The organism is Erythrobacter sp. (assembly GCF_030066995.1).
Classification (GTDB): Bacteria; Pseudomonadota; Alphaproteobacteria; order Sphingomonadales; family Sphingomonadaceae; genus Erythrobacter.
Genome location: NZ_JASJAP010000001.1, coordinates 1,142,428 through 1,162,197, shown reverse-complemented (window position 1 = coordinate 1,162,197; position 19,770 = coordinate 1,142,428). Strand labels below are relative to the sequence as shown.

22 protein-coding genes and 1 tRNA gene are annotated in these 19,770 nt (G+C 62.7%); 16 read left to right on the top strand and 7 right to left on the bottom strand.

Annotation, left to right across the window (positions count from 1 at the left end; all coding sequences use genetic code 11):
• Window positions 1-123 precede the first annotated feature (123 nt).
• The 3 genes from QNI87_RS05555 to rpsA form a co-directional block, all read right to left on the bottom strand.
• On the bottom strand, window positions 124-1,104 hold the full coding sequence (locus QNI87_RS05555) for an NADPH:quinone oxidoreductase family protein (RefSeq protein WP_300595087.1): 981 nt from the start codon (window positions 1,102-1,104) through the stop codon (window positions 124-126).
• 125 nt (window positions 1,105-1,229) lie between these two features.
• Window positions 1,230-1,985, bottom strand: a complete 756-nt coding sequence (gloB, locus tag QNI87_RS05550) for a hydroxyacylglutathione hydrolase (RefSeq protein WP_300595085.1) — start codon at window positions 1,983-1,985, stop codon at window positions 1,230-1,232.
• Window positions 1,986-2,156: 171 nt separating this feature from the next.
• The gene (gene rpsA, locus QNI87_RS05545) at window positions 2,157-3,875 is read right to left on the bottom strand and encodes a 30S ribosomal protein S1 (protein WP_300595082.1); all 1,719 of its coding nucleotides are present in this window, start codon (window positions 3,873-3,875) and stop codon (window positions 2,157-2,159) included.
• Window positions 3,876-4,174: 299 nt separating this feature from the next.
• Here rpsA and QNI87_RS05540 point away from each other — a divergent pair, with 299 nt between their 5' ends.
• Window positions 4,175-5,170, top strand: a complete 996-nt coding sequence (locus QNI87_RS05540) for an acyltransferase (protein ID WP_300595080.1) — start codon at window positions 4,175-4,177, stop codon at window positions 5,168-5,170.
• Window positions 5,171-5,181: 11 nt separating this feature from the next.
• On the opposite strand, the gene cmk is transcribed toward QNI87_RS05540, so the two are convergent.
• The 3 genes from cmk to aroA are packed head-to-tail and all read right to left on the bottom strand — an operon-like array spanning window position 5,182 to window position 7,374.
• On the bottom strand, window positions 5,182-5,820 hold the full coding sequence (cmk, locus tag QNI87_RS05535; RefSeq protein ID WP_300595078.1) for a (d)CMP kinase: 639 nt from the start codon (window positions 5,818-5,820) through the stop codon (window positions 5,182-5,184).
• The gene (locus QNI87_RS05530; protein WP_300595076.1) at window positions 5,817-6,047 is read right to left on the bottom strand and encodes a hypothetical protein; all 231 of its coding nucleotides are present in this window, start codon (window positions 6,045-6,047) and stop codon (window positions 5,817-5,819) included. Before QNI87_RS05530 ends, cmk begins: the two co-directional genes overlap by 4 nt.
• 7 nt (window positions 6,048-6,054) lie before the next feature.
• Window positions 6,055-7,374: a 3-phosphoshikimate 1-carboxyvinyltransferase gene (gene aroA, locus QNI87_RS05525; RefSeq protein WP_300595323.1), complete on the bottom strand. Its 1,320-nt coding sequence runs from the start codon at window positions 7,372-7,374 to the stop codon at window positions 6,055-6,057.
• Between the two features lie 149 nt (window positions 7,375-7,523).
• On the opposite strand from aroA, the gene QNI87_RS05520 reads away from it, so the two are divergent.
• The 12 genes from QNI87_RS05520 to QNI87_RS05465 all read left to right on the top strand — a co-directional run bounded on the left by QNI87_RS05520 (window position 7,524) and on the right by QNI87_RS05465 (window position 16,465).
• Window positions 7,524-7,865 carry an FYDLN acid domain-containing protein gene (locus QNI87_RS05520; RefSeq protein WP_300595074.1) on the top strand — a complete coding sequence of 114 codons (342 nt, stop codon included), beginning with the start codon at window positions 7,524-7,526 and terminating at the stop codon, window positions 7,863-7,865.
• Between the two features lie 115 nt (window positions 7,866-7,980).
• Window positions 7,981-8,056: transfer RNA gene (locus tag QNI87_RS05515), tRNA-Ala, on the top strand.
• A gap of 121 nt (window positions 8,057-8,177) precedes the next feature.
• A complete protein-coding gene (locus QNI87_RS05510; RefSeq protein ID WP_300595072.1) occupies window positions 8,178-8,333 on the top strand; it encodes a hypothetical protein in 156 nt (51 codons plus the stop codon).
• Complete coding sequence (ffh, locus tag QNI87_RS05505) at window positions 8,326-9,825, top strand: signal recognition particle protein (RefSeq protein ID WP_300595070.1); 1,500 nt, start codon at window positions 8,326-8,328, stop codon at window positions 9,823-9,825. The genes QNI87_RS05510 and ffh overlap by 8 nt, the downstream gene beginning before the upstream one ends.
• 59 nt (window positions 9,826-9,884) lie before the next feature.
• On the top strand, window positions 9,885-10,382 hold the full coding sequence (gene rpsP / locus QNI87_RS05500) for a 30S ribosomal protein S16 (protein WP_300595068.1): 498 nt from the start codon (window positions 9,885-9,887) through the stop codon (window positions 10,380-10,382).
• A 140-nt stretch (window positions 10,383-10,522) separates the two neighbouring features.
• On the top strand, window positions 10,523-11,047 hold the full coding sequence (gene rimM, locus QNI87_RS05495) for a ribosome maturation factor RimM (protein WP_300595067.1): 525 nt from the start codon (window positions 10,523-10,525) through the stop codon (window positions 11,045-11,047).
• 28 nt (window positions 11,048-11,075) lie between these two features.
• On the top strand, window positions 11,076-11,576 hold the full coding sequence (locus tag QNI87_RS05490; protein WP_300595065.1) for a hypothetical protein: 501 nt from the start codon (window positions 11,076-11,078) through the stop codon (window positions 11,574-11,576).
• On the top strand, window positions 11,573-12,526 hold the full coding sequence (locus QNI87_RS05485) for a carbon-nitrogen hydrolase family protein (RefSeq protein WP_300595063.1): 954 nt from the start codon (window positions 11,573-11,575) through the stop codon (window positions 12,524-12,526). Before QNI87_RS05490 ends, QNI87_RS05485 begins: the two co-directional genes overlap by 4 nt.
• Window positions 12,514-12,831, top strand: coding sequence for a hypothetical protein (locus QNI87_RS05480; protein WP_300595061.1), 318 nt, complete (start codon window positions 12,514-12,516; stop codon window positions 12,829-12,831). Before QNI87_RS05485 ends, QNI87_RS05480 begins: the two co-directional genes overlap by 13 nt.
• A gap of 12 nt (window positions 12,832-12,843) precedes the next feature.
• Window positions 12,844-13,680, top strand: coding sequence for a tRNA (guanosine(37)-N1)-methyltransferase TrmD (gene trmD, locus QNI87_RS05475; protein WP_300595059.1), 837 nt, complete (start codon window positions 12,844-12,846; stop codon window positions 13,678-13,680).
• A complete protein-coding gene (rplS, locus tag QNI87_RS05470) occupies window positions 13,677-14,045 on the top strand; it encodes a 50S ribosomal protein L19 (protein ID WP_300595057.1) in 369 nt (122 codons plus the stop codon). Before trmD ends, rplS begins: the two co-directional genes overlap by 4 nt.
• A 155-nt stretch (window positions 14,046-14,200) precedes the next feature.
• Window positions 14,201-16,465: a S9 family peptidase gene (locus QNI87_RS05465; protein WP_300595055.1), complete on the top strand. Its 2,265-nt coding sequence runs from the start codon at window positions 14,201-14,203 to the stop codon at window positions 16,463-16,465.
• A 90-nt stretch (window positions 16,466-16,555) separates the two neighbouring features.
• Here the strand turns inward: QNI87_RS05465 and QNI87_RS05460 are convergent, their stop codons facing one another.
• The gene (locus QNI87_RS05460; protein ID WP_300595053.1) at window positions 16,556-17,443 is read right to left on the bottom strand and encodes an alpha/beta hydrolase; all 888 of its coding nucleotides are present in this window, start codon (window positions 17,441-17,443) and stop codon (window positions 16,556-16,558) included.
• Between the two features lie 90 nt (window positions 17,444-17,533).
• Between QNI87_RS05460 and QNI87_RS05455 the strand changes: the two genes are divergently transcribed.
• The 3 genes from QNI87_RS05455 to QNI87_RS05445 are packed head-to-tail and all read left to right on the top strand — an operon-like array spanning window position 17,534 to window position 19,762.
• Window positions 17,534-18,559: an aspartate-semialdehyde dehydrogenase gene (locus tag QNI87_RS05455; RefSeq protein WP_300595322.1), complete on the top strand. Its 1,026-nt coding sequence runs from the start codon at window positions 17,534-17,536 to the stop codon at window positions 18,557-18,559.
• 4 nt (window positions 18,560-18,563) lie between these two features.
• Entirely contained in the window at window positions 18,564-19,223 is a 660-nt protein-coding gene (locus QNI87_RS05450; RefSeq protein WP_300595051.1) for a DUF2238 domain-containing protein, read from the top strand.
• Window positions 19,220-19,762 (top strand): aspartate-semialdehyde dehydrogenase, encoded by a 543-nt coding sequence (locus QNI87_RS05445; RefSeq protein ID WP_300595050.1) that lies wholly within the window; start codon window positions 19,220-19,222, stop codon window positions 19,760-19,762. Before QNI87_RS05450 ends, QNI87_RS05445 begins: the two co-directional genes overlap by 4 nt.
• The last annotated feature ends 8 nt before the right edge of the window (window positions 19,763-19,770 follow it).

The window sequence follows — 19,770 nt, the reverse complement described above, 5'->3', positions numbered from 1 at the left end:
CAGCCTCAGCCTTGAGGCGCGCCGTTTGGGATCTTGAGTTGGAGAGGGGAAAGGCGGTCCATTTTGGGCCGCCTTTCTTGTGTGCACGCCCTGGGTTGAGCGGTTTATCGGGGCGCCCTTGCTCTATCGGGACGGGTCGAACACCACCTTGCCCACAAGGCGACGCTCCGCCATGGCCGCAAAGCCCTCTTGCCAGCGCGACAAAGGCAGCTCCATGGCGAGCGCGGGCGTGATCTGGCCCGCTTGCGCCAGCTCGCGAAGGGCGGCGTTGATCGCAGCGCCGCGCTCCGGAAAGCGCCGCGCGTATTCACCGGCGCGAAGCCCGACAATCGAGAACCCCTTTATCAGCGGAATGTTCGCCGCGACCTCGGCAATCCGACCGCTGGTGAAGCCGACGACCACCAGCTTGCCTCCGAAAGCGACGCAGCGTGTGCATTCGTCAAAGACGTCGCCGCCCACCGTGTCGAAGACTATGTCGCACAGTTTGCCGTCCGTAAGCTCCGACACGGTTTCGCGGAAGCGCCCTTTGCTGACGATCACCGCATCGGGCGAGGCAAACCGTTCGATATCGGCGCGTTTCGCGTCGACCCCTGTCGCCGCGATGGCCTTGGCGCCAAGGGTCTTGGCCAGATCGAGCGCGGCGAGGCCAACACCGCCGCTGGCGCCGGTCACCAGCACGCGTTGCCCAGCTTCGAGCCCGCACAGCTCGACCAGTCCTGTGTAAGCGGTTGAGTAGGCCGCGCCCATGGCCGCAGCTTGCGCGAAGGAGAAGTTCGCCGGCATCGTCGAGAGCGCGCGCGCGGGCAAGCTCGCCACCTCGGCAAAGGCTCCGGTCTTGTTGCCGCCCATGACCCGGTCACCGGCTGACAAGCCGTTTTCGGGATCGGCCTCGATCACTTCGCCCGCGCATTCAAGCCCGCTGGTAAAGGGTAACTCCGGTTTGAACTGGTACGCCCCGCGCGTCATCAGCAAGTCGGGGTAGTTCAGCGAAGCGGCGCGGACGCGCACCAGCACCTCGCCGGGCTGACGCTTGGGCACGGGGATATCGACGAGCGAAACGCCTGACAGGTCTTCGCTCAGGTTCTCAACGCACAGCGCTTTCACAGCTTAGCCCCCTCCTTCGAAGGAGGGGGTTGGGGGTGGTGGTAGTGCGTTGCAAATCTCTCGCAGCCCCCACCCCTTGCTCCCCTTCCCAAGGGGAGGGGAGGTGCATTGCGCTCATTTCCACCTCAGAAGTTGTCCTTACCCGCTCTCAACGCCGCAAAAGTCTCGTGCGGTGCGCTGCCGCCCCATTTGGCGATGATCGCAGGGTCGTCGGCCCTGAGGAAGGGGTTGGTGGCGAGCTCGCGGCTCAGAACCGTAGGCACGGTGGGTTCGCCCCTCGCGCGTTTGGCCTCGATCTCGGCAGCGTAGGCCTGGAGCTCTTCGTTGTCCGGGTCCGCGTGCAGCGCGAACTTCGCGTTGGCGGCGGTGTATTCGTGCGCGCAGTAGAGCGTGGTCGCGGTGGGCATGCGGCGAATGCGATCGAGGCTGTCCCAGAATTGCTCGGGCTCTCCTTCGAACATCCGGCCGCAGCCCAGCGCGAACACGGCGTCGCCCACAAACGCGATGCCTTCCTCGACAACATGGAACGCGACATGCCCGTTGGTATGACCCGATACGTCGATCACGTTGGCGCTGTGCTCGCCCAGATTCACGACATCGCCATGCGCAACCACGCGGTCGATGTGCGAGAGTTTCTCGACTTCCTTCGGAGCCAGAACGCGCGCGCCCGTCGCCTCCACGATCTCGGTGTTGCCGCCGGCGTGATCGGGGTGCCAGTGGGTGTTCCAGATATGCGTGATCGTCCAGCCTTTGGCCTCGGCCTGTTTGAGGTATTCCTTCGCGTCGGGCGTGTCGATCGCGGCGGTCTCTTCGGTAACCGAGTTATGGAGCAGGAAGCCGTAATTGTCGGTGAGGCAGGGGAATTGGTGAACGTGCAGCATGGGGTCCTCTCTTTGCACGCGAGGATACCGCTGGTCACCGGATTAGGAAAGGCCCGCTCTCCGGTCGGGAAAGCGGGCCTCTGTCCCATTGTGAGTTCCTGCGCAAGCAGGAACCCAGTCAGGTGATGCCATGGGCTCCTGCTTTCGCAGGAGCTCACATCATTCACACGATCAGTCGTCGGACTTCTTGAGCGCTTCGCCCAGAATGTCGCCCAGCGACGCGCCGCTGTCGGACGAACCGAACTGCGCCACCGCTTCCTTCTCTTCGGCGATCTGACGCGCCTTGATCGAGAAGTTGGGCTTCTTCGAACGGTCGAAGCCGGTGACCATCGCATCGACCTTCGCGCCGACCTGGAAGCGGTCGGGGCGCTGCTCGTCGCGGTCGCGGCCAAGGTCGGAACGCTTGATGAAGCCGGTCGCGCCGTCGTCGCCGACCTGCACTTCGAGGCCGCCATCGCGCACTTCGAGGACCGTGACGGTAACCGTCTGACCCTTGCGCAAGGAACTGGTATCGGCGCCCTCGGCGCTCGGCGCGCCCTTTTCGAGCTGCTTCATACCAAGGCTGATGCGCTCTTTCTCGACATCGACATCGAGCACGACCGCCTTGACCTCTTCACCCTTGCGGTGAAGCGCCAGCGCGTCCTCGCCCGAAATGCCCCAGGCGATGTCGGACATGTGGACCATCCCGTCGACGTCGCCATCGAGCCCGATGAACAGGCCGAATTCGGTGGCGTTCTTGACTTCGCCCTCGACTTCGCTGCCGACCGGGTGCTTCTCGGCGAACTCGTCCCACGGATTGCGCTGGGCCTGCTTGAGACCAAGGCTGATGCGACGCTTTTCGCTGTCGACTTCGAGCACGATCACGTCGACTTCCTGACTGGTCGAGACGATCTTGCCGGGGTGGACGTTCTTCTTGGTCCAGCTCATCTCCGAGACGTGGACCAGGCCTTCGATGCCCGGCTCCAGTTCCACGAACGCGCCGTATTCGGTGATGTTGGTGACGGTGCCGGTGAGCTTGGCGCCGACCGGGTACTTGGCGGATACACCGTCCCACGGATCGCTTTCCAGCTGCTTCATGCCCAGGCTGATGCGCTGCGTTTCGGCGTTGATGCGCACAATCTGCACGGTCACGGTCTGGCCGATTTCGATGATCTCGCTGGGGTGGTTGACCCGCTTGTAGCTCATGTCGGTGACGTGGAGCAGGCCGTCAATGCCGCCCAGATCCACGAAGGCGCCGTAATCGGTGATGTTCTTGACCACCCCGTCGATCACCTGACCCTCGGCCAGCTTGTCGATCAGTTCGCTGCGCTGCTCGGCGCGGGTCTCTTCGAGGACCGCGCGGCGCGAGACGACGATGTTGCCGCGGCGACGGTCCATCTTGAGGATCTGGAAGGGCTGGGGCACTTCCATCAGCGGGGTGACATCGCGCACGGGACGGATATCGACCTGGCTTCCCGGCAGGAAGGCGACGGCGCCGTCGAGATCGACCGTGAAGCCGCCCTTGACGCGGCCGAAAATACGCCCCTCGACGCGCTTGCCTTCGCCAAATTCGTTTTCGAGCTTGTCCCAGGCGGCTTCGCGGCGGGCGCGGTCGCGGCTGAGCATCGCTTCGCCATCGGCGTTCTCGACACGGTCGACATAGACTTCGACTTCGTCGCCGACGCTAAGCCCGTGATCGTCTTCGCCGCGCGCGAATTCCTTGAGGTTGACGCGGCCTTCGCTTTTGAGGCCCACGTCGATGACGGCGTAACCGGCTTCAATCGCGGTTACAGTGCCCATGACGACACGGCCTTCAAAGCCTTCATCGCCGGCGCCGCCGAGTTGTTCATTGAGAAGCGCTTCGAAGTCGTCGCGCGTCGGCATTTCCTGGGGGTTAGGTGCAGTTGCCATAGGTAAGGGGCAGTCCTGTTTTCGTTTTGCTACCGGCCACCGGTTTCTCCGGGGTCTTAAACTGCCTCCCACGCACCATTGCGAGGGCTAGCAGGGCAAGAGGCCGATCTCTCCGCAAGGCCGGATGCCGCTGCGAAGGTTCCTTCAATCCAATAGATTTCGAGAACGGGCGCGCGCCTAGGCGAAACCAGCCCGAAAGGCAAGGGAATAGCGGTTTTCTTGAGAGCGGAAAGTCAGGTATTGCATCAGGACCTCAGGCGCAACCTAAGGAATTAGCAGGATATTAGGCAAACCCGTCCATGCAGGCGGCCATGACGAAGAGACTGCCAGGATTGGAGGCATTACGCGGCATCGCAGCTCTAATCGTCGCCTATAACCATGCCGCGTATTTCTCCGGCTATGGCGATTTCGGGAAAACAATCCTAGTTCGCGGCCATGTGTCTGTCGACCTGTTCTTCATGCTGTCGGGCTTCGTATTGGCCCGTGCTTTTGAAAGCAGAATGCCGCAATCGCTCGATTTTCTTATCATGCGTTTCAAGAGGCTTTGGCTTCTGCTCGTGATCGGAGTCGCACTTGGCGGGCTGCACTTTGCAATGCAGGGATTATCGGCAGAGACGTTGATGCCCTATCTCGTCTTCGGTCTCATCCTGCCGATGATAGGCTACCAGATCGCGCTTAACCCGCCGGCCTGGTCGATCTTCTTCGAATTGCTGGCCAACTGGTTCCATGCAGCGATTCTCAAGGATTTTGGAATGGCATCGCTGATTGCAGTCTCCTTGGTATGTGCAATCGTCATGCTGCCCTATCTGGGGGCGCACGGAACGCATATGGGGCACGAGGCCGAGACATTCTGGCTCGGCGTGCCACGCGTCATCATGTCCTATTCGCTAGGCATAGTTCTCTATCGTTGGAACGGAGATCGAGAGCGGATTTCGATCCACTTCGCATGGCCGCTACTGCTCCTATTTCCGTTGCTGGTTGGGCTGATCAGTCAGGCTGACGATCTGCGGTTTGAGCTGCTTTTTGTGATAATCGTGAGCCCGGTCATGATGCTCGGAGCGCTTTCTTTGCCGTACTCACGACTGGCCTGCAAACTGGGTGCGATTTCATTCCCGCTCTATGCCGTGCATGCTCCGGTTCAGTGGATGGTCCTCGCTGCTGGCGGGAATTTCATCGTCGCGTTCCTTGTATCGATCGCAGCCGGTCTTGGGGTCGGACTGGCTTTTGATGCGAATTGTCGACGGACCTTTGGGTTCCTGCCTAGACCCATCACGGCCAACCAACCGCAGGTCTGAGTTCTGCCCCGCTAGCCTGCTTGCAGAGCCTCCTTAACCGCCTCCAGCACCGTCTCGAACGCCTGCTCACGGTCAAACGCGGTCGTGTCGATCACCAGAGCGTCGGGCGCGGCCCTGAGCGGCGCGTCGGCGCGCTGAATGTCGCGGGCGTCGCGGGCCACGATGTCCTTCTCGATCTCGTCGAGCGGGATTTCGATTTCGCGGCCAAAACCGCTGGCGGTCATCTCAAGCCAGCGTCGCCGGGCGCGTTCGTGCACGCTGGCGGTGATGAACAGCTTCACATCGGCATCGGGCGCAATGACGGTGCCGATATCGCGCCCGTCGAGCACGGCGCCGCCGGGCTGTTCGGCAAAGGCGCGCTGGCGCCGGAACAGCGCCTCGCGCACCGCCGGGTGAACCGACACGCGGCTGGCGAGCCCGCCCACTTCTTCGGACCGCAGGATATCATCGTCCAGCAGATCGTCGGAAAAGGCGCACGCTGCCAGTGCATCGGATTCATTATCCGGATCGCCTTCATTGATCGCCACCTGTCGCCCGACGGCGCGGTAGAGCAGGCCCGTGTCGAGATGCGGCACGCCAAAATGCACCGCCAAGCGCTTGGCAATCGTGCCTTTGCCCGAGGCGGTGGGGCCGTCGACGGCGATAATCATGAGAAAATGTCCTCAGCCTTCTTGGGTGTCAGGACGCGCGCCTCCTGGCGCCGCCAGCGAAAGTGCAGGATTACCAGACCAAGCGTCGCGAACATCAGGTTGATCGCCATCATCGAACCCTGCTCGCTGATCGGGCCTTCGGAGCGCCAGAAGAACACGGCGCCGATCGCGAAACCGTACAACAGCACGGCTGCAAAGAGGCGTCGTGTCAGAGGCTTGCGCAGCATCCGCCCGCTATCGTCCCGAGCTTTCCTGAAGAAGCTCCATAAACGTCGGAAAGCTCGTCGCGATCGGGGCGGTGTCGTCGATCTGCACCCCGTCGTGGCTGGCGAGGCCCGCGACCGCCATCGCCATGGCGATGCGGTGGTCCAGTTGGGTTTCGACCGCCGCGTTGGCGCTGCCTCGAAGAGGGTCTCCGCTGGTTCCCTCGATCTCAAGGCCATCGGGTAGCTCAACCACGCGCGCGCCGACAGAAGTCAGGGCGGCGGCCATGGCGGCGAGGCGGTCGCTTTCCTTGACGCGCAGCTCTTCAAGACCGCTGGTGCGTGTCGTGCCATCGGCCAGAGCGGCGGCAACGAAGAGCACCGGAAACTCGTCGATCATGCTGGGTGCGAGCGCCGGATCCACATCGATACCTTTGAGCGCCGAGTGCCGAACGCGCAGATCGGCGACGGGTTCGCCGCCCACCTCGCGCGGGTTCAACTCCTCGATCGCGCCGCCCATTTCGCGCAGGACCGAGATGATCCCGGCGCGGGTGGGATTGAGCCCGACATTCTCGATAACAAGATCGCTTCCCGGCACAGCCAGCGCGGCCACAAGGAAGAATGCTGCCGAGGACGGATCGCCCGGCACGACCACATCGCACGGGCTCAGGTCCGCTTCTCCGGTGACCGATATGACGCGTTCGCCCGCTTCCTCGGCGATTTCGACTTCGACGCCGAACGCGCTGAGCATCCGCTCGGTGTGGTCGCGGGTTGGCACGGGTTCGATAACGCTCGTTGTGCCGGGAGTGTTGAGCCCGGCCAGCAGCACCGCGCTTTTCACCTGCGCGCTTGCGACGGGCAGGCGGTAGGTGATCGGCACGGGGGGCTGGGCGCCGCGCAGCATCAGCGGCAAAGTGCCTCCGCGCGAAGGCTCGAACGCCGCTCCCATCTGCGAGAGCGGTGCGATCACGCGCTTCATCGGGCGGCCCGAAAGGCTTGCATCGCCGACAAAGGTCGCGGTGAGGCCATGGCTTGCAAGAAGGCCCATCAAAAGCCGTGTCGACGTCCCCGAATTGCCCATATCGAGCGCTTGGGCCGGTTCCAGCAGCCCTCCTAGGCCGACGCCATCGACGCGCCAGACGCCGTCGCTCTCGCGCTCGATGCGAGCGCCCAGCTGGCGCATGGCCGCCGCGGTCGCAAGCACGTCTTCGCCTTCCAGCAGGCCGGTGATGCGGCTCGTCCCGACGCACAGCGAGGCAAACATCAGCGCGCGATGGCTGATCGACTTGTCGCCGGGCACGCGCAAAGTCCCGGTCAAGGGTCCGTTATAAGTGAAAGTGTAGTGGGGCATGCGAGCGCGGTCTTTGACAGCGCTCCACCCTTCTGGCAAGCGGCGCGCCTTCGACGCGTCGGGCGTCTTGATTCCCGCCGCGTCCAGCACCATTGTTTCGCGCATAGACGCACCCTGCGCCGCGCGCAGGACCTTAGAGGAACACGATTATGCCCAAGCCCGAATGGGGAACAAAGCGCACCTGTCCGCAAACCGGTGAGCGCTTCTATGATCTTGGCAACGACAACCCGGTGACCAGCCCGAACGGCCACCAATGGTATCCCGAGCCCGTTCTCAAATCCAAGCAGCCGATCCCGGTCGATGATCCCGAAAAGAACAAGGATCAGGAACCCGACAGCGATCTGGGCGGCGACGATGATGATGATCTGAAGGATATCGAAAACATCGATGATGACGACGATTCGCCCGACAACGACGTCGATCTTGGCGGCGACGATGATCTGGGGGTCGCGGCCGGCAAGGGCGATGACGACGGCGACGACGATAACTGATTTTGAACTTGCGTTTCGCAAGGGACGCGCTTAAGCGGCGCGCTCTCTTGCGAGAGCGAGACATTGCCCCTATTTCTTGTAGGGTCACGAATTGATGGATACCGATTGATTTCGGGGGGCCTTAGCTCAGCTGGGAGAGCGCAACACTGGCAGTGTTGAGGTCAGCGGTTCGATCCCGCTAGGCTCCACCATCAAGGCACAATAAGGGCGTCTCTTGGGACAGAGGCACCGCACGCTGGCCGACGAGGTTTCGTCCGCCGGCGTTTTTCGCGTTTAATACCCGGCCGGCAAGTCGGGCAGGAGTTGAAGACGATGTTTGACAATCTGTCCGACCGCCTTGGCGGCGTCTTTGACAAGCTCAAGGGCCGCGGCGCGTGGCCAGGAAAAGTGGGCACCACTTTTTCGGTTCGGCCATGCGACCAAAAAATTGCAGCGGCCCCCAGCCTCAAGGATGCGCGCTATGTTTGACAATCTGTCCGACCGCCTTGGTGGCGTCTTTGACAAGCTAAAGGGCCGCGGCGCACTTAAGGAACAGGACGTGCGCGACGCCATGCGCGAAGTGCGCGTTGCCCTGCTCGAGGCCGATGTCGCGCTGCCGGTCGCGCGGCGCTTCATCGACGCGGTCACCGAAAAGGCCGTGGGCGCCGAGGTGCTCAAGTCGGTCAAGCCCGGCCAGCAGGTCATCAAGATCGTCCACGACGAACTGGTCACGATGCTGGGCGGCGATCCCGACGATCCGCAATCGGCGATGGCCGGTGAAGGCCTGAATTTCGACGCCAAACCGCCGGTCGTCATCATGATGGTCGGCCTGCAAGGCTCTGGTAAGACGACCACCACCGCGAAACTCGGCAAACTGATCCGTGAAAAGCATGGGCGAAAGGCCATGATGGCCTCGCTCGACGTCAATCGTCCCGCCGCGCAAGAGCAGCTCAAGGTGCTGGGCGAGCAGGTCGGTGTCGCGACCCTGCCGATTGTCGCTGGGCAGCAGCCGGTGGATATCGCCCGGCGCGCGATGGAGGCTTCGCGGCTCCAGAATTTCGACGTTCTCCTGCTCGACACCGCCGGTCGCCTGCATGTCGATGAAGCGCTGATGGCCGAGATGAAGGCGGTGTCCAGCGTGTCGGCGCCGACCGAAGTGCTGCTGGTGGTCGATTCGCTGACGGGGCAAGACGCGGTCAACGTCGCGCAGAGTTTCTCGGGCGAAGTGCCGCTGACGGGCGTTGTGCTCACCCGCATGGACGGCGACGCACGCGGCGGCGCAGCGCTCTCGATGCGCGCGGTCACCGGCAAGCCGATCAAGTTTGCGGGCACCGGCGAGAAGCTCGACGCGATCGAAGCGTTTCGCCCGAACTCGGTCGCCGACCGCATTCTGGGCATGGGCGATGTCGTCAGTCTGGTCGAGAAAGCCGCCGCGACGATCAAGGAAGAAGAGGCCGCGCAGCTCGCCGAGAATTTCGAGAAGGGCAAGTTCGACCTCAACGATCTGCGCATGCAGTTGAAGCAGATGCAGAATATGGGCGGTCTGGGCATGCTGGCGGGCATGATGCCGGGCATGAAGAAGGCCAAAGCCGCGATGGCGGCCTCCAACATGGACGACAAGGTGCTGGTCCATATGGACGCCATCATCGGTTCGATGACGCCCAAGGAACGCGCCAATCCCGGCCTGATGAACGCCAAGCGCAAGAAGCGTGTGGCCAGAGGTAGCGGCACGGACGTTCAGACCGTCAACAAGCTCTTGAAGATGCATCAGGAGATGAGCCGCGCGATGAAGCAGATCAAGAAGATGGGCGGGCTCAAGGGCCTTGCCGCGATGTTCGGCGGCGGCGGGATGCCCGGCCTTGGCGGGCCCGGAGGAATGGGTGGCGGCGCGGGCGGCTTGCCCGGCCTTGGCGGTCCCGGAGGAGAGGGCGGCGGCGGTCTTCCGCCCGGACTACCCGGCCTTGGTGGCCCCAAGAAATGATCATTACGACAAACAAAGTAATTCAAATTCAAACAGATAATCTTGAAAGGTAATTTATAATGGCTATTGCACTTCGTCTCTCGCGCGGCGGCGCCAAGAAGCGCCCCTATTACCGCATTGTCGCGGCTGACAGCCGGTCCCCGCGCGACGGCAAGTATCTTGAACAGATCGGCACGTACAACCCGCTGCTCGCCAAGGATTCGCCCGAACGCGTGAAGCTCAACGAAGATCGCGCGCGCTACTGGCTGGGTGTTGGCGCCCAGCCGAGCGACCGCGTGCTGCGCTTCCTCGATGCCGCCGGCATTCTCGAGCGCACGCCGCGCAACAACCCGCAAAAGGCCGAGCCGGGCGAAAAGGCCAAGGAGCGCGCCGAAGAGAAGGCGGAAAAGCTGAAGGAAGCCGAAGAAGCCGCCAAGGCCGAAGCCGAAGCGCCCGCTGAGGAAGCTCCGGCGGAAGAGGTCGCTGCCGAAGAAGCACCGGCTGAAGAAACGCCGGCCGAAGAGGCGCCCGCAGAGGAGCCAGCTGCCGAGGAAGGCGAAGAGAAGGCCGAGGGCTAAGGCCCATCTCGGCCAATCCGTTCGGGCTGAGCCGGTGGCGCGCGGCGCCGTCTTCGACTCCGAAGCCCCGTTCTTCCTTTTGCGCGAGGTGAAAGTGGAAGTGCAGTCCTTCGACAAGCTCAGGACGAACGGGGCGGGGCATGGCTAATGGCCAAAAACCCATCGAACTCGCCGCCATCACCGGCGCGCATGGGGTGAATGGCGAAGTGCGTTTGAAATTGTTCGGGGAGGGCGTCGAGGCGCTCTCCCGGCACAAGAGTTTCAATGAGGGCGCTTTGAGGCTCACCAAAATCCGCTCCGACAATAAAGGCGGCGCGGTGGCGCGCTTTGCCGGTGTCTCGAACCGCACCGAGGCCGAGCGCCTGCGCGGGACCGTGCTCACGGTTTCGCGCGAGGCTCTGCCCGCGCTTGAAGAGGGCGAATATTACCACGCAGATCTGATCGGCCTCGCGGTCGAATCCGACGCAGGCACGCACGTCGGCCGCGTGATCGCCGTCCAGAATTTCGGCGCGAGCGATATCCTCGAAATCGAGAAAGACCCGGTGCCCGGCGCCAATATGAAAAAGGGGGGCATGAAGACCTTCATGGTGCCGATGACCGGGCAGGCAGTGATCGAGTGGGATGCGCAAAGGCTTGTGATCGCCGCCGTTTTCGCCGAGGATTAACCCATCCAGCGAGAAGGGGCGTTGCTTCATGCCTTTCAGCCTTTCAAAGCCGAACGAGAAGTGGTTTTTCATCCTCGTCCTACCGATCGCAATCGCGATCGAGTGGGCGTTTGCTCAATGGTTGGACTGGACGGCTTACCCGCGTGCCGAGTGGGTTGCGCTGGTGGATTTGTGCCTGTTCATGCCGGTATTATACCTCGTGCTTTTCTCCAGCGAGCTTGGGCTGAAGGCGCGTGCGCTGCGTTGCGTGGCAATTGCCGGCATCGGCCTCTTCGCGGCGAGCTTGATCGTGCCGGAGGCAAACCAGTTTCTTATTGAAGAGCTTTCTTCGATTCGAAACGCGCTCTTCATCTTCGTGCTGGCGTTCGAGAGCTGGGTCTTGTGGAAGGTCCTCGCCGCGATCTACCGCCGGGGGGTGAGCGCGAAGGAACTGCAACAGGACTTTGCCATGCCCGAATGGGTGGCGAAGCTCATGCTGCTCGAAGCGCGATTCTGGAAAGCGATCTGGAGCTTGTTGAAGCGCAAATGACCAAACTCAACGTCGCCATTTGCCAGGCCGCGCCGATCCCGCTCGATTTCGTCGGTGGCATCGAGAAAGCCACTCGGCTCGCGCGCGAGGCTATCGAGGGCGGGGCGCAATTCGTCGCGTTCGGCGAGACGTTTCTGGGCGGCTATCCGTTATGGCTCGACGAGGCGCCCGGCGCCGCTTTGTGGGACCATCCGGGCACACGCGCGTGCCACCAGATCATGCTCGATCACGCCATCGTTTCGGGTGACGAACGGCTCCTCCCGCTGCAAGAGCTGTGTGATGAAAGCGGCGCGGTGATCTCTATCGGGGCGCATGAGCGGCTGCGTTCGAGCCTCTACAACAATCAGCTGTTGTTTCGTCCGGGACAAGACCCGCTCGATCACCGCAAGCTGGTGCCCACGCATGGCGAGCGCTTGATTTGGATGCGCGGCGATGGCTCGACGCTGAATGTCCATGAGGCCGAATGGGGCCGGGCGGGCAATCTCATCTGCTGGGAACACTGGATGCCGCTCGCGCGCGCGGCGATGCACAATCTCGGTGAGGCGGTGCACGTCGCCGCCTGGCCGACGGTGCGCGAGGAATACGCGCTGGCTTCGCGGCACTACGCGATGGAGGGAAGGTGTTTCGTCCTCGCGGCAGGGCTGGTGCAGGCCAAGGAAGATCTGTTCGAAGGCCTGATGCGTGTGGGCGGATCGCCCGAAGCGCGCGAGCTGTTCGAGGCGATCGACGCGTCGGTGCTAAACCGCGGCGGTTCGATGATCATCGCCCCCGATGCGCGCGTGCTGGCGCAGGCCGGGGAGGGCGAGGAAATCCTCCACGCCGAGCTGGACCTCTCAGAAATCGGGCAGGGACTGGCGAGCCTCGACACCGACGGCCACTACTCGCGGCCCGATGTGTTTGAGCTCAATGTCGATACACGGGCTAAGGATGGGGTGAATTGGTCGCTGTAGCACTGGCCGTGATGATTGCCGCTCTGGGGCACTTCGGACTTGTGAAGCTGGTTTGTCGGTTTCTCAAAGTGACATGGCTGAGGTATCTGACTTCCGTAGCAGCGGCCCTTCTCGTGTCTCCTTCTTTGTATGGCATCGCCGCCACCGGATTAGCGAGTGTCCTTTACGACCTGGAATCTCCAGGGTTAGGTGGCGCTTTCTCATTCATCTTTTTCGTTACTTTGGTGTTGCTAGTGCCTGCATTCGTGGGGGCATCGGTAATAATCGTTGCGGAGGAAAATCGCGCGTTATTTAACCGCGAATAGAGCGTCCGAATTATGACCTTCGCCGCCACCATTCTCACCCTCTATCCGGAGATGTTCCCCGGACCGCTCGGCGTCAGCCTCGCGGGCCGTGCGCTCGAACGCGGGGATTGGTCGTGCGAGACCGTTCAGATCCGCGATTTTGCCACCGATAAGCACCGCACGGTCGATGACACGCCGGCAGGCGGCGGGGCGGGCATGGTGCTGAAGGCCGATGTGCTGGCGCGGGCTTTGGATTCGGTTTCATCTCCCCTCCCCAGCGGGGAGGGGGCGGGGGTGGGGGTTCCCACGCCGGAGACCTCGCAAACCCACCCCTCAATCCCCTCCCTCAAGGGAGGGGAAGTCGAAGTGCCTGTATTCGCCATGACCCCGCGTGGGAAACCGATTACACAGGCGCGCATTCGCGAGATCGCGTCCGGCCCCGGTGTCACCATCATCTGCGGGCGGTTCGAAGGCTTTGACGAACGTCTGTTCGACGCCCGGCCCGAAATCGAGCAAGTCAGCCTCGCCGACATCGTCCTCTCCGGCGGAGAACCCGCCGCGCTCGCCATACTCGACGCTTGCATTCGGCTGCTTCCCGGAGTAATGGGCGCGCCCGACAGCGGGGCTGAAGAGTCGTTCGAGGATGGCCTCTTGGAGTACCCGCAATACACCCGACCTCAGGAATGGGAAGGGCGCACGATCCCCGAAGTGCTGCGATCGGGGGATCATGCGAAGATAGCGGCCTGGCGCCAAGCCAGGTCCGAGGAAATTACACGGTTACGCAGGCCGGACCTTTGGGAGCGTCATACGGGCGCTCGGGACCAGTCTGCCTCTGGCGCGCAGCGAAAGAACAAGGAAACGGACCAGTGAACCTGATCCAGCAAATCGAAGCCGAAGAAATCGGCAAGGTCGAAAGAGAGATCCCCGAATTCCGCGCGGGCGACACCGTGCGCGTCGGCGTGAAGGTGAAGGAAGGCAACCGCGAGCGTGTCCAGAACTTCGAGGGCGTGGTGATCGCGCGTTCGAACCGCGGCATGGGCTCCAACTTCACCGTGCGCAAGATCAGCTTTGGCGAAGGCGTGGAGCGTGTGTTCCCGCTCTATTCGCCGATCCTCGACAGCATCACCGTGGTGCGCCGCGGTGTCGTGCGCCGTGCCAAGCTGTACTATCTGCGCGGCCGCACCGGTAAGCGTGCGCGCATCGCCGAGCGCCGCGAGAACGCCCCCAAGGCGTAAGCTTCGCGACAGCGAAATCATAGAAGGGCGGTCCTGCGGGGCCGCCCTTTTCGTGTTGGGCTTTGCAAATCCAACGGTTTTTCGTCATTGCGAGCGTTAGCGAAGCAATCCAGCGTGCAACGCTGGATTGCCGCGTCACCTTGCGGTGGCTCGCCATGACGATTCTAAGAGGGGCTGTCCTTGAAATGCGCTTACCGATCCTTGCTGCCGTTGCTGCTCTGCTGACCACTCCAACCATGGCCGACGACCACGTGAGCTCCCAAACTGAACTGTCCTTCGAACGCGTGTTCGCCTCGCCGTCCTTGAACGGCCCGGTGCCGCGCGGGGTCGAGCTATCGCCCGATGGCCGATTTCTGACCCTCCTGCGCAACCGGGAGACGGACTCCGAGCGTTATGACCTGTGGGGCTATGAGATTGCGAGCGGCGAATGGCGCATGCTGGTCGATTCCGAGGCGCTGGGATCGGGCCGCGAGCTTTCCGAAGATGAGAAGATGCAGCGCGAACGCGCGCGGGTCGGCAACCTGAAAGGCATCATCAGCTATCAATGGGCGAGCGACGGCTCCGGCGTGCTCGTGCCGCTCGATGGCGATCTCTACTTCGCGCGCGTCGGCGGGGCGGATGGCGCGGGTGTTACCCGACTGACGGACACCGAAGAAAGCGAGCTCAACCCGAAGCTCTCCAGCAAATCGGGCTATGTCTCGTTCGTGCGGGACCGCCAGCTTTGGGTGGGCAAGGTGGGCGAGGAAGCCGCACCCATCACGCCCAGGGAAGGCGATACGATCCGCTGGGGCGAGGCGGAGTTCGTCGCGCAGGAAGAGATGAGCCGGATGGACGGCTATTGGTGGAGCCCGGATGACAGCCGCCTTGTCGTCCAGCGCACCGATGAGAGCCCGGTCGGTATCGTCACGCGCGCCGCGATCGGCGCGACGGGCACCAAGGTGTTCGATCAACGCTATCCGGTGGCGGGCAGCGACAACGCGATTGTCGAGCTGTTCGTGATGAACCCCGATGGCTCGGGCAAGGTCACGATCGATCTGGGCGAAGAGACCGACATCTATATCGCCCGCGTCGACTGGGCGCCCGATGGCAGCGCGATCTACGTCCAGCGCCAGAACCGCGAGCAGACCGTGCTCGATATGCTGAAGGTCGATCCGGCGACTGGCGAGAGCGAGGTGTGGTTCACCGAGAAGGCCGCGCGCGAGGAGTACTGGATCAATCTCAGCGACAATTATCGCTTCCTGAAAGATGGCACCTTGCTGTGGTGGTCAGAGCGCAGCGGGTTCGGGCACCTCTATCGCTTCGATGGAAGCGACTGGACCCAGCTGACCTTTGGCAAAGAGCCCGTCACTTCGCTGGTCGGCGTCAACGAGGAGACGCGCGAAGTCTTCTTCCAGCAGACGACCAATGTGTTGACGCAGCAGATCTACAAGGCGGATCTCGACGCTGGCGAACGCGGCACCCTGCTGACCGATCCGGCTTATACGAACGGCGCCTCGATGGACAAAACGGGGCGGCAGATGATCGTCACGCGCTCGGCCCCCAATCAGCCGCCGCAAAGCTATCTGGCGGACAGCAAGGGCGAACGCCTGACCTGGATCGAGGAGAACCGGATCGAGGCGGGCCACCCGTACGAGCCGCACGTTCTGAGCCATGTCACACCGGAATACGGTGTGATCGAGGCCGAGGACGGCACCGAACTCCACTACATGGTCATGCTGCCTCGGATCGAGCCGGGGAAGCGATATCCGGTGTTCTACTATCACTATTCCGGCCCGGGCCCTCAGATCGTGGATCGCAGCTGGGGCGGCACGCTCGCGCAGGCGATTGTCGACAAGGGCTATATCTATTTCGCGCTCGACGGGCGCGGCACGGCCAATCGCGGCGTCGATTTCGAGCAACCGATCTACCGCGCGATGGGCGGGATCGAGGTGGAGGATCAAAAGCGTGGCGCGCAATTCCTGAAGACGCTCCGGTTTGTCGATCCGGAAAAGATCGCGATCTATGGTTGGTCGTATGGCGGCTACATGACGCTCAAGCAGCTGGAAGCCGATCCGGGTCTGTACGCCGCCGGCATCTCCGGCGCGCCGGTGACCAAATGGGAGCTTTACGACACGCACTACACCGAACGCTTCATGGGCGATCCGCGCACAGTGCCCGAGGCCTATGAGAAGGCGAGCGCGATCCCCGAGGCGACCGGGATCAGCGATCCGCTGCTGCTCATTCATGGCATGGCCGATGACAATGTGGTGTTCGAGAATTCCTCGGAACTCATCAGCGTCCTGCAGGAAGGCAATGTGCCGTTCGAGATGATGCTTTATCCCGGTTACACGCACCGCGTCTCCGGGCCGAGCATCTCGCCGCATATGTGGAATTCGATCTTCCGCTTTCTTGAGGCGCACGGGGTGACGCCGCCGGAGTAACCGCACAGACCGTCATCCCGGCGCAGGCCGGGATCCAGCTTCTACGCGCGATCCTGAGGATCTGGACCCCGGCCTGCGCCGGGGTGACGGTCAGCCGGATAGCCAGTCCAGCACCTTGCCCGCCACCTCATCGGGCGCTTCGACCTGCGGGTAGTGGCCCACGGTCTCAATCAGGTGCTGACGCGCATCGGGCAGCACCTGCCGCCAGCGCTCCCACGCATGGCGGCCGGACACCGGATCGAGCGCGCCGTTGATAAGACCAATCCTGTCTTGCGCGCCCACAAGCGCGGCCTCCCAGCGTTCCTTGTGGGTCACGCGATCGGCGATGTAATGCAGCAGCTTGTGCGGGATGCGGTTGCCGCCCTTGTGGCTGATGAACTCCCAGAACGCGTCGAGTTCGGCTTCGCTGGGCTGCGTATCGGGGCCGAAAACCTCGGAAAAGCTCTTGCCAAAGCCTTTGCGGCTCATGATCAGTCCCAGGACAAAGCCCACCGGGGAGACGCCCAGTTTCTGCAAGGGCCGCGCGCGGTGCTGTTCGGGGAAAAGGCCGCCGTTGAGAAACAGGCACTGGCCCAAGCGATGAAAGCCAGTGCCCTGCTGCTGTCGGTTCAGCATTTCCTGCCCGACCGAGACGCCGTAATCGTGAACCAGGGCGTCAAAATCCTCAACGCCCAGATGGGTAAGAAGGGCGGCCTGCAAGTCTGTCTGCCAATGGATCGTATAGCCTTTGCCGTTTCTCGGGCCGCCGAAGCCAGCGCGCGGCTTGTCGGAAAGACCAAAGCCCAGCATGTCGCACGCGATCAGGCGTCGCTTGGCGCCCAGGGTCTTCCAGATCGGCACCCAGTCCCACGAACAGGTCGGGAAGCCGTGGACCAGAAGCAGCGGTTTCGCGGTTTCATCGCCTCCCGTCCAGTAGGCGATCCGGTGGCCTTGAAAGGTGAAATAGCGTGCCTTGCTCTTCCAGCCCTGCGTATCCATTTAACCCGCTCTCCCTCGTTATCGCTTGCCAATTGGCGATAAGCGCGGCAGCGGTGCGCGCCAAGCAAACTATCATTTGGAGTGTGTGAATTGGGCTATCGGGTGGCAGTCGTTGGAGCGACCGGCAATGTCGGGCGCGAAATGATGCAAATCCTCGCCGAGCGCGAGTTTCCGGTTGATGAAGTCGCGGCGATCGCGTCCTCGCGCTCGCAGGGAACGGAGGTCGAATACGGCGACACCGGCCAGATGCTCAAATGCAAGAATATCGAGCATTTTGATTGGGCAGGCTGGGATATTGCCCTGTTCGCGGCGGGCAGCGGCCCGGCCAAGGAATACGCGCCCAAGGCGGCAGCTGCTGGCTGCGTCGTGATCGACAATTCCTCGCTCTTTCGCATGGAACCCGACGTGCCTCTGATCGTGCCCGAGGTGAACCCGGACGCGATAGACGGATACGCCGCGCGCAACATAATCGCCAACCCCAATTGCTCGACCGCGCAGCTCGTGGTCGCCTTGAAGCCGCTGCACGACGCGGCCACGATCAAGCGCGTCGTGGTCTCGACCTATCAGTCGGTTTCCGGGACAGGCAAGGCGGGTATGGACGAGCTGTTCGAGCAATCGCGCGCGATCTTTGTCGGCGATCCGGTCGAACCCAGCGTCTATCCCAAGCAAATCGCCTTCAACGTCATTCCCCATGGCGGCGATTTTCTCGATGACGGATCGACTACGGAGGAGTGGAAGATGATGGTCGAGACGAAGAAGATCCTCGACCCCAGGATAAAGCTGAACGCCACCTGTGTGCGCGTGCCGGTTTTTGTGAGCCACTCCGAAGCGGTGAATATCGAGTTCGAGAACGAGATCAGCGCGGAGCAGGCGCAGGCCATCCTGCGCGAGGCGCCCGGCGTCATGCTGATCGATAAGCGCGAGGACGGCGGCTACGTCACACCGGTTGAAGCGGCCGGCGATAGCGCGACCTATGTCAGCCGCGTGCGCGAAGACCCGACCGTCGAGAACGGCCTCACCTTGTGGTGCGTCTCCGACAATTTGCGCAAGGGCGCGGCGCTGAACGCGGTGCAGATCGCCGAGCTTCTGGGCCGCCGACACCTCAAGAAGGGGTGATCCCTTGACCCTTTGGCACCATCTCAGCCGCGCGCAGCGCTGGATGCTGGCGCTCGGCGCGATGGGGCTCGTCGCGGCGCAAATCGATCAGCCCTATCCGCAAGTGGCGGTGCTGCATCACCTGCCCACCGCGCTTTTCCTGCTGGCGTTTCCTTGGCTCGCCAGGCGCTGGCGTTTGTCGGACCGCTCCTGGCTGTGCGTGTTCGCTTTCCTCGCGATCCACACTCTGGGAGGGCGCTACACTTACACCAACACGCCCTATGATATGTGGTTCGAGGCGCTGTTTGGAACCGGGCTCAATCCGCTGATGGGCTGGGAGCGCAACCACTACGACCGGTTGGCCCACTTTGCGTTCGGGCTGCTGATGGTGGCGCCGATGGCGAATCTTCTCCACCGCGCGGCCGGCGTGTCGTTCAAGCTTTCGGTGTACTTCGCGGTGGAATTCGTTCTCGCCACCGGCGCGCTTTACGAAGTCTTCGAGTGGCTGCTCTCAATCGTCTTGGCCCCCGATAATGTCGAGGCCTATAACGGGCAGCAAGGCGACATATGGGACGCGCAAAAGGATTTGGCGCTGGCCTTTTCAGGAGCGATCCTGACGGCGCTCGTGCTGCTGATACGGGGCGAGGGACGCATTGTGAGCGAGGGAGAGAAGGACGCGCCATGATACGCGCTGGATGGATGACGCTGGCCGCGCTGGGCCTGGCCGCGTGCGATAGCGGCGGTGTTCCGCCTCCGGGGCAGGAACAGCTGCGCGCGGGCACGCCGCATGTGGCCGACGATGAAGTGGTGCTGCGCGGCCAAGGGCTCGTTGCCGGCCCGGAAGCGTTCTATTTTGCCGCAGGACGAAGCGAGGTCGAGGCCGCGCTCCAGCCGATCCTGGGTGAGCCCGTCGAAATCAGCGAAAACGCCGAATGCGGGACGGGCACGATGCAATTCACCGAATACACCGGCGGCTTCATCGTCAACTTTCAACGCGGCAATCTGGTGGGCTGGAACACCAGCGACAAATTCGGTGCGACGCGCGTTGTCGGAGAGGTCCAGATCGGCACACCGCGCGCCGAGGCTCAGAACGCGGACGGCTTTTTTGCGATCGAAGACAGCACGCTTGGCGACGAGTTTGCGCTGGGCAACGCCATGGGCGGCTTTTTTGAGGACGATGAGGTGGTCATGCTCTACGCTGGCGCGCAATGCTTTTCGCGGTGAGGGGGCAT